General features: G+C 55.3%; 11 protein-coding genes. 5 read left to right on the forward strand and 6 right to left on the reverse strand.

All coding sequences use genetic code 11. From position 1 onward, the window contains the following. Window positions 1-2 precede the first annotated feature (2 nt). Both recN and QZW03_RS08415 read right to left on the reverse strand, forming a co-directional pair. Window positions 3-1,652, reverse strand: coding sequence for a DNA repair protein RecN (gene recN, locus QZW03_RS08410; RefSeq protein ID WP_296509531.1), 1,650 nt, complete (start codon window positions 1,650-1,652; stop codon window positions 3-5). A gap of 20 nt (window positions 1,653-1,672) precedes the next feature. Beyond that, complete coding sequence (locus QZW03_RS08415) at window positions 1,673-2,569, reverse strand: NAD kinase (RefSeq protein WP_296509533.1); 897 nt, start codon at window positions 2,567-2,569, stop codon at window positions 1,673-1,675. Between the two features lie 40 nt (window positions 2,570-2,609). Here QZW03_RS08415 and hrcA point away from each other — a divergent pair, with 40 nt between their 5' ends. Further along, window positions 2,610-3,614, forward strand: a complete 1,005-nt coding sequence (gene hrcA / locus QZW03_RS08420) for a heat-inducible transcriptional repressor HrcA (protein ID WP_296509534.1) — start codon at window positions 2,610-2,612, stop codon at window positions 3,612-3,614. A 658-nt stretch (window positions 3,615-4,272) separates the two neighbouring features. Here hrcA and QZW03_RS08425 read toward each other — a convergent pair. Then, complete coding sequence (locus tag QZW03_RS08425) at window positions 4,273-5,301, reverse strand: dienelactone hydrolase family protein (RefSeq protein ID WP_296509535.1); 1,029 nt, start codon at window positions 5,299-5,301, stop codon at window positions 4,273-4,275. A gap of 116 nt (window positions 5,302-5,417) precedes the next feature. On the opposite strand from QZW03_RS08425, the gene QZW03_RS08430 reads away from it, so the two are divergent. Then, window positions 5,418-5,831: a helix-turn-helix transcriptional regulator gene (locus tag QZW03_RS08430; RefSeq protein WP_296509536.1), complete on the forward strand. Its 414-nt coding sequence runs from the start codon at window positions 5,418-5,420 to the stop codon at window positions 5,829-5,831. Here the strand turns inward: QZW03_RS08430 and QZW03_RS08435 are convergent. From QZW03_RS08435 to QZW03_RS08445, 3 genes are all read right to left on the reverse strand, one after another. After that, the gene (locus tag QZW03_RS08435; protein ID WP_296509537.1) at window positions 5,809-6,573 is read right to left on the reverse strand and encodes a hypothetical protein; all 765 of its coding nucleotides are present in this window, start codon (window positions 6,571-6,573) and stop codon (window positions 5,809-5,811) included. The genes QZW03_RS08430 and QZW03_RS08435 overlap by 23 nt on opposite strands. A 1-nt stretch (window position 6,574) precedes the next feature. Further along, the gene (locus QZW03_RS08440; RefSeq protein ID WP_296509538.1) at window positions 6,575-6,973 is read right to left on the reverse strand and encodes a type I restriction endonuclease subunit M; all 399 of its coding nucleotides are present in this window, start codon (window positions 6,971-6,973) and stop codon (window positions 6,575-6,577) included. A 409-nt stretch (window positions 6,974-7,382) separates the two neighbouring features. Further along, on the reverse strand, window positions 7,383-8,507 hold the full coding sequence (locus QZW03_RS08445; protein ID WP_296509539.1) for a hypothetical protein: 1,125 nt from the start codon (window positions 8,505-8,507) through the stop codon (window positions 7,383-7,385). A 514-nt stretch (window positions 8,508-9,021) separates the two neighbouring features. Here QZW03_RS08445 and QZW03_RS08450 point away from each other — a divergent pair. Genes QZW03_RS08450 through dinD form a run of 3 tightly spaced genes read left to right on the forward strand, consistent with a single transcriptional unit; the run spans window position 9,022 to window position 13,055 of the window. Continuing rightward, window positions 9,022-10,866, forward strand: a complete 1,845-nt coding sequence (locus QZW03_RS08450) for an N-6 DNA methylase (RefSeq protein ID WP_296509540.1) — start codon at window positions 9,022-9,024, stop codon at window positions 10,864-10,866. A 3-nt stretch (window positions 10,867-10,869) separates the two neighbouring features. Next, window positions 10,870-12,189, forward strand: a complete 1,320-nt coding sequence (locus QZW03_RS08455) for a restriction endonuclease subunit S (protein WP_296509541.1) — start codon at window positions 10,870-10,872, stop codon at window positions 12,187-12,189. Next, window positions 12,186-13,055, forward strand: coding sequence for a DNA damage-inducible protein D (dinD, locus tag QZW03_RS08460; protein ID WP_296509542.1), 870 nt, complete (start codon window positions 12,186-12,188; stop codon window positions 13,053-13,055). The genes QZW03_RS08455 and dinD overlap by 4 nt, the downstream gene beginning before the upstream one ends. Window positions 13,056-13,073 lie beyond the last annotated feature (18 nt).

Here is a 13,073-nt window from a genome sequence, read left to right on the forward strand (position 1 = left end):
TTTTATAGGCCAGACTGCAACATTTCTTTCGCATGGGCCAGCGTAGTGCCTGAGAGCTTTTCCCCACCCAGCATGCGGGCAATTTCGGCCACGCGCTGCTCGCCGCCCACGGGGGCCACGGTGCTCAGCGTGGCCTTGCCTTGCAGCTGCTTGGACACCACTAAATGATGGTGCGCGCAGGCAGCCACTTGGGGCAGGTGGGTCACGGCTAGCACCTGGCGGTCGCTGCCCAGCTGCTGCATGAGGCGGCCCACGGTCTCGGCGACTGCGCCGCCCACACCCGAGTCCACCTCGTCAAAAATTAATGTTTGGGCGGTGCCCAAGCGGCTGGTGGTCACCGCAATAGCCAGCGCCATGCGCGACAGTTCACCACCCGAGGCCACCTTGCCTACCGGGCGCGGCGTGCTGCCGGCGTGGCCAGCGGCCAGAAACTGCACGTCTTCCAAGCCGCTGGCTTGGGGCTGGGCCAGTGGCTCCAGCGCCACCTCAAACCGGCCGCCTTGCATGCCCAGCCCTTGCATGGCTTGGGTGATGCTTTGGGCCAGCAGGGGCGCGGCCTTGGCGCGTTGCTTGGATAGGGCTTTGGCCTCGGCCATGAAGGCGGCCTGGGCTTTGCGCTCCTTGGCTTGCAGGCCGTCCAGGTCGGCGGCGGCGTCCAGCTGGGCCAGCTCGGTCTTCCAGCTCGCCCACAGCTCTGCCAGCTCCTCGGGCGGTCGCTTGTAGCGGCGCGCCAGGCTCACCCAGAGCGACATGCGTTCGTCCAGCTCGGCCAGGCGCTCCGGGTCCAGCTCGGCGCGGCGGGCATAAGAGCGCAGGCTGTGCACCGTGTCTTCAATCTGCGCGACGCTAGAGTTGAGCGCCTCGATGGCGTCTTTGAATTCGGCTTCCAGGTGCGACTGGGCTTGCAGCAGCTGCAAGGCAGCGTGCAGCGGAGCCAGCGCATTGGTGTCGTCGTCTTCCAGCAGGTTCACGGCGCCTTGGGCGGCGTCAATCAGCGCCTGCCCATTGGCCAGGCGGCTGTGGCTGGCGTTGAGCTCAGGCCACTCATTCGGGGCGGGGTTGAGCTTGTCGACCTCACCAATTTGCCAGGCCAGGCGCTCTCGCTCGCGCTGCAGGCTGTCTTGCGCGGCTTGGGCTTGGGTAAGGGCTTGCTGGGTCTGGCGCCAGGTGGCCCACAGGCCGGTGAGGGCGCTGGTGTCTACCTTGGCATACGCATCCAGCAGGCCGCGCACCGCGTCGGGCCGGGTAAGGCTCTGCCAAGCGTGCTGGCCGTGAATGTCGAGCAGCTGCTCACCGATGGTTCGCAATTGCTGGGCGGTCGCCGGACTTCCATTTACCCAGGCGCGGCTTTTGCCTTGCGTGTCCACCGTGCGGCGCAGCAGCAGGGTGTCGCCACGCTCAAAACCAGCGTCGTCGAGCACGGCTTGCAGGCCCGGCGCGTTGTCAAACTCGGCGCTCACATCGGTGCGGGCCGCGCCTTCGCGGATCACGCCGGTGTCGGCGCGCGCGCCGGTGACGAGCTGCAGTGCATCAATCAATATCGATTTGCCTGCGCCGGTTTCGCCTGTCAGCACCGAAAAGCCGGACTCCAAGTCTAGCTCCAGCTCGCTGACGATCACAAAGTCTCTGAGAACAATTCGCTTGAGTGCCATGTGTTCAGTGTTGGTGGCGCTTAGGCCACCCCTTCATTCCAATGCATTTTCTGGCGCAGGGTGTCAAAGTAGGTCCAGCCCACGGGGTGCAAAAAGCGGGCGGCGTGCTCGGAGCGGGTAACCTCAATGCGGTCGCCGTGCATCAGGCTGGCCAGGCTCTGCATGTCAAAGTTGGCGCTGGCATCGCGCCCTGCTACTATTTCGATAGCTATTCGCGCAGTGTTTGAAAGGGCTATCGGCCTATTTGACAATGTATGCGGTGCAATCGGCACCATCACCCACGCGGGGATGGAGGGGTGCAGCAGCGGCCCCCCGGCCGACATGGCGTAGGCGGTAGAGCCGGTGGGGGTGGCAATGATCAGGCCATCCGCCCGCTGGTTGGCCACAAAGTGCCCGTCTACCTCCACCCGCAGCTCCACCATGCCCGAGGTGGCGCCGCGGTTCACCACCACATCGTTCATGGCCTCGGCCTCAAACACGCAGTGGCCGTCGCGCATGACGCGGGCCCGCATCAGGCTGCGGTCGTCTACCTCGTAGTGACCGGCCAGCATGGGCGCGAGGGTGGTTTTGTACTGGTCGAAGCGGATGTCGGTAATAAACCCCAGCCGCCCCGAGTTAATGCCAATGAGCGGCACCCCGTAGCGGGCCAACTGGCGGCCTATGCCCAGCATGGTGCCGTCTCCGCCGACCACCAGGGCCAGGTCGCAGTGGGTGCCGATACCGGCCACATCCAGGGTGGTGTAGTCGGTGAGCTCCGTGTTGGCGGCGGTGTCGGCCTCCACCACCACTTCGCAGCCTTGGTCCATCAAATAATGGGCAATCTCGTCCAGCGATTTGCGGGACGAGGCCCCGGCAGCGCTGGTGCCGGTGGTTTGGTACTTGCCGATCAGAGCGACATGCCTAAATTGGGACAACATGGGCAAATTAGACACTAAATAGGTTACTAAAATGACCGCCATGCTCGATGAACGTTCCAAGATGTTGATGAAGGCGCTCGTAGAGCGCTATATCGCCGATGGACAGCCCGTTGGCAGCCGCACCTTGTCCAAGGAATCCGGCCTGGAACTCTCGCCCGCCACCATCCGCAACGTCATGGCGGACCTGGAGGACCTGGGCCTCATCGTCAGCCCCCACACCTCGGCAGGGCGGGTGCCCACTGCCCGGGGCTACCGCCTGTTTGTGGACACCATGCTCACCGTGCAGCACGGTCAGCTCCCCACCCACAGCCTGCTGCCCGACCAGCCGCAGCGCGTGATTTCTAACGCCGCCAACCTGCTGTCCAACCTGTCGCAGTTTGTGGGAGTGGTGATTGCGCCGCGCCGCACTTCGGCCTTCCGCCATATTGAGTTTTTGCGCTTGTCTGAAAAGCGGCTGCTGGTCATCATCGTGGCGCCTGATGGCGATGTGCAAAACCGCGTTATCTACACCGAGGTGGACTACACCCAGAGCCAGCTGGCCGAGGCGGCCAACTACCTCAACAGCCAATACATGGGGCTGGAAATCGAGCAAGTGCGCCAGCGCCTGCAAAGCGAGGTGGAAAGCCTGCGCGGCGAAATTGCCGCCCTCATGCAGGCCGCAGTGAACGCCAGCTCGGAGGTGATCTCGGAGACGCAAGACGAAGTGGTGATATCGGGCGAGCGCAACCTGCTGTCGGTGTCTGACTTTTCGAGCGACATGGGCCACCTGCGCCGCGCGTTTGAGCTGTTTGAGCAAAAGGCCCAGCTCATGCGCCTGCTGGACGTAACCGGCCAGGCCGAAGGCGTGCGCATCTTCATCGGGGGCGAGAGCCAGGTGGTGCCGTTTGAAGACCTGTCTATCGTCAGCAGCCCCTACGAGGTGGACGGCAAAGTGGTCGGCACGCTAGGCGTGATCGGCCCCACCCGCATGGCCTATGACCGCATGATTCAAATCGTGGACATCACCTCCAAGCTGGTGAGCAACGCGCTGAGCCACCACAAATAGCCCTCTGCAGGCGGCTACAATCTGCGGTTCGGTTGGGCCGTTAGCTCAGTTGGTTAGAGCAGAGGACTCATAATCAATTGCTCTGTTCGGGGACTAGAATTTCCGGACAGGCATGGCTCTAGCGGGCTGGCGTTGTAAGTGTTTGATTTGTAATGGTTTGTTGACTTAAGTTAGTTGACTCCTTTGAAATTGTTGCAGTTGCAAAAACTCCACTGAGGTGGACATTGCAACCGTATTGCAACCAGCAGTGGTGATCGGCGATGAATTCCGATTCTCAGTGCTGGAAAAAGTTTTGGGCCGTTAGCTCAGTTGGTTAGAGCAGAGGACTTAAAGTGAAGAAACCTAAACGCGAAAGCGCATGGTTTTTTCAAAATGGGTTGCACTGGGTAAGTTAACTCTGCCTGGATGTAGAACTTCTCAAATTCGGTGAAAGCTTTGGCGCTGATAGCGCCATGCCAATACCGAGCGAAGCTCCGTAAGGAGAACGTGTAGAGACTCGACGGGAAGGCCGAAAGGCAAGATAGAGTCCAGACCACAAACCGGAAACGGGCGGCGAAAGTCGAAGTGGTACGCATAATCCTTTGGTCGACAGTTCAAGTCTGTCACGGCCTACCAAAACTTTCAGAAGCCACCTTCGGGTGGCTTTTGTTTTTGTGTCTTACTTCTTGATGAATTCGAGGACATCAACAATCAGCGACGCACGCTGCTTGTCATCACCGCCGTAGCTCATTGGTTTGTGCTGCATGCAGCCTTTGACAGCAGCATTCCAGTCGTCGTAGCTGGTGAGTGCTTTTCCATTCTTGATATCCTTGGCGTTCATGCCGACACCACCACCCGGTTTATCGGTCATCTGTAGCTCCATGTTGCAGTCGTACGCACCGTGAGAGTTCTGGAGATAGCCGAAGCGGTTCAGTGTGTCCCAGCCGTGATATGCGCCTTGGTAGCTCTTGACGGTGACGTTGTTCCCGTTAGCTGCAACCTCCGCCATGTACTGCTTACAAGTGGACTCATTGATGATGTCGTCCTTGGTTCCGAGCGCCATGAAGATCGGTGCTGTTGCCTTGTCGTTGGCATCGGCGCGGTATCGGATTTCACAAACGCCTGGATACACCGCAATGTGTCCTGCGAATTTCGCACCAGCGGTGTCTACAGGTCGCTGGTACATAGGCCATGCCGTGTAGTACGCAATGCTGCCGCCACGCGAGAAGCCCATGTTGTAGATGCGGCTTGAGTCGATACTTCGATGCGTCGCAAGGAGCCTAAGAGCATTCAGGGAGTCGGCGATTTGAGCGCCAGGACTAAGTTGGTCTTGGTTGGTCTGTGTCTCCGATATGCCTCGCGGCTTGTAGCTATCCACCACAAACAGCGCGATGCCTGCGTTGTTCAGCTCTTTCGCCCAAACATCAAACGCTGCCGCGCTTGCTCCGGTGCTGCCATGTGAGTAGATCACTGCAGGTACTTTGCCACTGGTGTTCTTGGGCATCAGCAAATCGCCCCAAACGGTCACGGATTTGGTATCGGTCATGTTCTTCCGGGCATAGCTCCAGATGCTTTGGGGCGTAATGGAGTTGAACTCGATGCGTCCATTCTGACCAGAGGACAGATCGGAGAGTGGGGCTGCATTAGCAACCATGCCACTCAAACCTAGGGCGGCTGCCGCTAGCAGGCATTTCAATTGGTGTTTCATTTTTTGTTTCTCCTTGATTACGTTGTAAAAGTAATGTGCTGCGAACGACACATATCTGAATGTACTGTGTCGTTTAAGACGTTTCCCTGAAAAGCACATTGGCCGAACCTTGGAGTATGAAAACTTCAGCCCCGAAAAGCAGCCGGGGTGCCAACAGTTCGACGAGTCCATTGCCAAATCCGGTGACGCTTGCACTGGGACAGAACCTCAAGCGGCACCGCGAAGCAGCAAATAAGACGCAGGTCGATTTAGCGTATGACGCGGAAGTGGAGCGGTCGCGCATCAGCAAAATGGAGACAGGTCGGATAAATCCATCTCTGCTGACGCTGGCTACCCTCTGTTACTCACTGGGCATCACACTTCCGACGTTGTTTGAGGGCATCACTGCCACGATGAAGCCAGTGGCTGAGGGCGGCGACAAGCGCCGTGCAAACCAAGCCACACTAGACAAACCAGCGCAGAAGTTGGCAAGGCGAGCAGCAAAAGCCGCTGTTTCATCCAACTCCGTTAATTCCAGTCGGCGTACCTGAACCGAACCGCTGACACCAAGCGCACTTGCTCTGTGGCGAAGTCACCGGACTCGTAAAGCCAGTGGAGGGGCTTGCTCGTTACCTTACTTTTGGGCGACTGGATTAGTTCTTCGGCAGACTTTCCGGCGCGACTACCGGGGCCAGTGGTCGGCACACGGAGCCTTGCGTTGTGCGGCCTGTAGCTTGGCTCACTGGCCGATGGGCAAAGCAGCAAAATCGTGTCTGGTCTGCTTTCACGCCCTGCTACCAAGCCCTCAATTCCGAGGGCCAGTGTCCAATGCTTGAACTTGGAGTTCTTCGCGTTGGCCGTCACGATGGCGAGTAGTTCGCCGCGCATCAAGCAGTCCACCACCCAGCGGTCTAAACCGCCTTCTTTGCTTTCGCGCAGGGTCAAGTTCAGCGGCAACTTGAGCGAGTCAACCAGAGCGACGAATTCATCTGCGTGAACGCCAGAAAAGTATGTGTGTTGAAACGCTGACCAGACAAGCGCAGGGATTCCGTGCTTCCTTCTTGATAGATTTTCAAGCGCCGAACTTTTCGCTAGATCAAAAATTACAAGCAGGGACAGGAACACCATCAGGCCGCAGCAACCATCGGTTTTCCCTTGAAAAAACGTCAGAGGTGTCGCAAGTTGTCTTTGACTTGTTTGCACGGCTAGGTAGTGCGAGGTTTGCAGCATGTGAAAGTACCGTTGAAACCGATACGAAACGACAGCACTTTGTTGCGATTTCTGCGCCGTCATTTCAGTACTCCTCCGGCAAAAGCAGGCAGCTACTGGCACGTCGGCCATAGTCACCAACTGCTTCCGTAATGCTCCATACAGTTGGCAGTTCCGAACGCTTTGAACGTGACGTTGCTTTGAGCTTTTCGGGCGAAACCAGGCGGTACACCGACATGATGCGGCTGCCATCAATCAGCGCCAACTCATTCATTTCGGCATCCTCTTTGCATACGTCACCCCAGTCACCATGAAGGTGTCGGTTGATGAGAAACGCTACGCTGAATCCAGTTTTCTCCAGCAGTGCCAGCGCGCCCGGTGTGGCTACGCACTGCCCCAGTTGGAACTTGGCAGCGTTGGTGATGATGGTCACTGGCGGCTTTACCTGCTCCGTGTCGGTTTGGATGTCTTTGTTGGTGGTCATGATCTTTTCCGTGTTGTTAAAAAATTGGTCGTATCAAAGCCTCGGCATGAGCTATCCGATACTTCGTTTTTCTGAAAAATCAGGGTGTCAGTGCTGCGTGAACTGCGTCAGCCGCTGGGCACTTCGTCGGGAGTAGCGCGACGTTTGAATACGACGCTGCAACCGTCTTGACGTTTGAGTTCGCGCCCGTCGATTCGACTAATGACCGTGTAGGTCATGCAGCGGTGCTCAAGGCCATTGCACCCACTGCGCCAATCGCAAGCTCGACAGATGTTTCCAAGATCGGCAGTAGCAACTTCACTTTTGAGGACCGCTAAAAAGCCAGCCGGGGCATCATCCGGGTCAAGTATTCCGTGGCTTGATTGCTGCATTTTTTTTGTCCTGTAAACCGCTTGACGTGGTCATGCGCTTACGTCGATGCGGCGTAGAGTGCCTTGACCAGTGCATGAGAAGTCAACGGTTTGTTGGCTTGTGCGCATTCCAGTGCCGCTCGTTTGATCGCATCGCGCAGAGCTTCTACCGTGATGTGACCAGCCAATGGCGAGTAAAACGACGGAAGCATGCGAAACCCTGCGGTGTACCAACTGACCAATGCTTGAAGGTGAATGGATTTCAATGGCCGACCTAGCACCGCACACTCATAAGCTTCGGCTATGTCCTTGGGCAAAATCTCATAGAGATAGCCAATAGGCGTGGTGCCATCGTCCAACAAATCGAAGTCATGCTCCGGTTCCAGAATGCCTGCCAGTAGTGCTTGGTGTGATCGGTACGGTGTTTCCAGCAACGTCACAAACTCATCGGTAAGTACAAATACATCCCGTAAAGTGCGCCTTCGATTGAAGGGGGCAGCATCAACGAATCTCAAAGAAACGAGTATTGACGATGGTGCAAACAGGGCCTGAACATCATCCAGTGGCACATTCAATAAAGCGGCTACTGCACGATTGAGGTGGGCATCGTCTGCCAAGCCAATATGAGACAGTGCGACTTTGAGGGTACTGGACTCGTCATTGGTCAGGCTGTGGATGCTGCAATGTGCGTAGGCCAGCCCTAGATATTTGATGGCCGTGTCGCCCAAATTCAACAGCTTCGACAACAACGACAACTTGGATGCCACGATGCACAGCGCGGGCGTATCGCTCAGTGTTACCGCCGCCAGTTGGTCAGCCAGCTCCTGTGCGCCGATTCTGCGCTCTATGGCGTGATCTGGCTTGAGCAAGAAACGCGGCACATCGGTGGGCAATTCGGGCGGCTGGGACAGTCCCAGCTCGTTCCAAAAATAGCGTCGCACAGTGTGAGCGCAATGCTGCAAATCTTCGCCAGCAGGGGTGCCTACAATCTCGGCCAATTGAGTGCCCAATCGGTGCATGGCACGGCGTTCTTCACTGGCCTGAAAATTTAGGTTCTCAGGGTGTGGAACAAGACTATGGCTGTCAAAGCAGGCGGCCTTACGGATAGTGTCGAAGGCTTCTTTCAGGGATTTATCGAGGCACATGTTTTTCTCCAAGACTCCGGACATCGCTGCGCCCGTCATGGGCTGGCGACGGCGCAGGATCGGTCAGGGTTTCAGGGATGCAAACGAGCACGACGAAGCGCCCTGATGCGTTGAAGGCTCAGGAACACGGTCTGAAGGTGCTCGAATACGTGGGATTTCAGTGCCGCCCGGTGAAGTTGGGCGACGGCCTCAAACAGTGTGCTTGGGGCGGGTCAAGCAAGCCAAAATTCTTGGCGAACAGAGCTTGCTTAGCATCGGCTGCCGATCTTGAAAATTCGATCAAAAACCGCTATTTCATGGAATTGGCAACCAATAATTGTATTTTAGACGATTTTCGATGTAAAAGCCATCAGAAGTAGCCGGTTGACCATCTGAAAGTGGTGTTTTTGCCCCCTAAACAGCCACTTTAACGGCCTCAAAACGGTAAAAAAAGTGCTTCATGGACAAGTACTGGCCAGACTACTGAAGTGGCGAAATTGCTTAATTTTTGAGCATATTTTCGCGATTTGAGAAAAAACTTGCACGGCTTTGCAATATCGCATATATTGCAAACATGGCAAAAATTCTCCCTTCTCCCAACGACATCCGCGCACTGCGCAACCATCTCGGTCTGACACAAGAACAGTTTGCTGAACGTCTTGGTGTCGCCTTTACCACTGTAAACCGCTGGGAAGGTGGCGACTCCAAGCCTCAACGTGCCGCGCTTGAAATGCTTGAGCGAATGAAGCAAGAGGCTGGCATGGAGTCCGACGCGGATACCAACGCACCTGAAAGCACAAAAGTTGGTCGCCGTCGCATGAAAGACAGCAACGCGGCTCCAACTACTAAGCCGATGGAGCAAATGCTGTGGGATGCAGCTTGTTCAATTCGGGGTGAAAAAGACGCCGCCAAATTCAAAGATTACTTGCTGCCACTGCTGTTCGTAAAGCGGTTGTCGGACGTGTTTGATGATGAGATTGGCCGCTTGGCAGAAGACTATGGCGACCGCGCCACTGCATTGGAAATTGCCGAATCTGACCATTCTCTGCTCCGGTTTTACCTGCCTGCGGAAGCACGCTGGAAAGTCATCAGTGGCCGTTACGACAAAGATGAAAAGCCATTTGAGTGGCCGCTGGATGAAAAAGGCCGCCCGACTTCACCAAAAGACATTGGCGAACACTTAACCAAAGCAGTGCGTGCCGTGGTCAAGCACAACCCGTCACTGACTGGGGTAATCGACATTGTGGACTTTGCAGCCGAACGCAATGGTGAACGAGACATCAACCCAGCAAAATTGCGCTTGGTGGTCGAGACCTTTTCTGACCCTCGCTATCGCTTGGGGCTTGCCGACGTACAGCCGGACTTTTTGGGTCGTGCATATGAGTACCTGCTTCGCAAATTTGCCGAAGGTTCGGGGCAAAGTGCGGGCGAGTTCTTCACGCCAACCGAAGTCGGCTTTTTGATGGCGCACATCATGCGGCCTAGACCAGGCGAGACATGCCTTGATTACGCCTGTGGCTCTGCTGGATTGCTCATCAAATTGCAGCTTGTGGCGCGTGAGCTTGACCCCACCAGCCGCGTACCGCTGAAACTGTCTGGGCAAGAGTTGCAGGCTGAAAGCTATGCCGTTGCACAGATGAACGCCATCATTCACGACATGGAAGTGGAGCTTGCGCGGGGCGACACCATGATTAACCCTAAGTTCCGTGAAGCCAATGGCAAGATTCGCACCCATGACATCGTGGTTGCAAACCCGATGTGGAATCAGCCGTTTGCACCAGATCTATTCGCGAATGACCCATTTGATAGGTTTCGTACTACTGGCGGCATTACAAGCGGCAAAGGCGATTGGGCGTGGTTGCAGCACACATTAAGTTGCCTAAGTGATCATGGCCGTGCTGCTGTCGTACTGGATACGGGAGCAGTGACACGCGGATCAGGTTCCAAAAATGAAGACAAGGAACGCAACATCCGCAAATGGTTTGTGGACAGAGACTTGATCGACGGCGTAATTTTGTTACCCGAAAATTTGTTTTACAACACCACCGCTGCTGGCGTGATTGTTGTCTTGTCTAAACGCAAGCCTGCTGCGCGCAAAGACAAAATCATCTTGTTGAATGCGAGCAAACGCTACCTCAAGGGCAAGCCGAAAAACTATTTACCAGAAGACCAGATTCGAGCCATCGCTGCGTTGTACCAGAGGGGCGCAGCGGTAGACGGTGAGTTAGTCATCATTGGCAGCGAGGAAGCTGAAAAAACGGACTACAACCTTAGTCCGAGTCGATGGGTAGGGCAATCTGAGTCGGCAAGCGGAGACAGTTTGGTTGACTTGATTGATAAATCTAGGAGCCTTGCTGAAATGGGCAGGCAGGTAGATGAAAAGCTTTTTGCCATGCTCGCGAAAGTTGTTGGGGGCTGAAAAATGTACGAATCAAGTTTTAGCCATCGAACTCTTGGTGATCTTATTGATGCAAATGAAATCCAAGTCACCACTGGTTTCCCCTTCGGAGGTCATAACTCAAATGGAGATGGAGAAGTTCATATTCGGCCGTTCAATGTGGGAACGGACGGTTCCATTCATCTGGATCAGATCAAGTCAATCCCCTTTCACGCTGCATCTGAAAAGCCACGCCTTCAAAAGGGTGACATCGTATTCAACAACACAAATACAAAAGAACTTGCGGGGAAATGCGCGCTTTGGACAAGCGACGAGGAGTTGGTCTTTTCAAACCATATGACCAGAATTCGACTGCTGGAGAATTCAATAGACCCAGCCTATCTCAGTTTCGCAATATTCCATCATTGGATGATAGGGAAGTCCGAGATGCTTGCTCGTTCACATGTTGCACAAGCCAGCATCATAGGTGCGCGATTCAGAGAAATTGAAGTACCTTGGCCGAGAGCGGATGAACAAAAGAGCATTGGACAGCTACTGAGCCATGTACAGGTAGCCAGGCGAACTGAAGCGAGCCAGCATGAATTGGCGCGCAAGCTAAAAACCGCAACGATGAGAAATCTATTCACGCGCGGCATGAGAGGTGAGTTGCAGAAAGAAACTGAAATTGGCTTGGCTCCTGGAAGTTGGGAAATTGTTCAACTTGGAACGCTTGGAAAAATTGGAAACGGGTCAACCCCCAAGAAAACACAGCCGGAGTATTGGGTTGGCGGTTTCTATCCTTGGTTGACAAGTGCCAAAGTCTATGACCGTGAGATTACGTCAGCGGATCAGTTCGTAACCGACACTGCCTTAGCCAAATGTCACTTGCCAAGAGTTAAGCCTGGCGCTGTGTTAATGGCAATTACCGGGCAGGGAAAGACGCTGGGGCATTGTGCGGTACTTACTATTGAAGCAACGGTTAGCCAGCACGTTGCATATCTCCAAACAGATACAAGCAAAGCTAACCCCAGCTTCGTCCGGGGATACCTGGAAACTCAGTATGAATACCTTCGGCAAGTTGCATCTGGGGGCGGCAGCACAAAGGGGGCATTGACTTGTGCATTTCTGAAAAGTTTGCACATACCGCTTCCTGATCTTGCGGAGCAGCAGGAGATCGTCACGATCCTTGATTCTATTGATCGCAAGATTTCGCTGCATCAGCAAAGGGAATCGGTGCTAGATGAGCTTTTTCGGTCGTTGCTAAACAAGCTGATGACGGGTGAGGTTACTGCCGAGGAAATAGACACGTCCGTGGTTGCGCCTAGAGAACCACGACCCAAAATTGGAATAAGGGAGCAATCGTGAAAAAAGAAATCATTCAACGGCTGCACAAAAGCTTTGAGGATTGTGCCCACCAAAACGAGGGCGTTGAGTACTGGCTGGCGCGTGAGCTTCAAGAACTGTTGGGCTACACGCAGTGGCGCAACTTTGAAGCGGTGATCGACAAGGCCAAGATGGCTTGCGAGAAGGCGGGCCAAGCGGTGTCAGATCATTTTGCTGACGTCAGCAAAATGATCGACCTGGCCAAGGGTGCCCAGCGCGAAGTGGACGATCTGGCGTTGACTCGCTACGCCTGCTACCTTGTGGCGCAGAACGGCGACCCTCGCAAGGATGCGATCGCTTTCGCCATGACCTACTTTGCGGTGCAGACCCGTAAGCAAGAAATCATCGAAACCCGCATGGCAGAGTGGGAGCGCGTGCAGGCGCGTGAGAAGCTCACGCTGTCACAAAAAGAGCTTTCCGGCGTGCTCTACGAGCGCGGCATTGATGGACAGGGCTTCGGTCGCATCTTGAGCAAGGGAGATGCAGCCCTCTTCGGCGGGGTCACCACTCAAGGGATGAAGAACCGCCTCGCAGTGCCTGATGGCCGACCGCTGGCTGATTTTTTGCCTACCATCACTATTAAGGCGAAAGATTTCGTCAACGAAATCACCAACACCCAAGTCAAGCAGCAAAACTTGCTGGGTGAAGCCAACATCACCCAAGAACACGTCAAGAACAACCGCGATGTGCGCAAGCTGCTGACAGACAGGCAAATCGTGCCCGAAGAATTGCCTGTTGCGGAAGACGTGAAGAAGTTGGAGCGCCGCCTGAAGTCTGAAGAAAAGAAGCTGCCTGCGCAGACCACCCGCTTGCTTGGTAAGTCCAGCAAAAAGTCCGGCAACAAGTAACTCAGTACGAAGTAGTCA

The organism is Rhodoferax sp. (assembly GCF_013297935.1).
GTDB lineage: Bacteria > Pseudomonadota > Gammaproteobacteria > Burkholderiales > Burkholderiaceae_C > Allorhodoferax.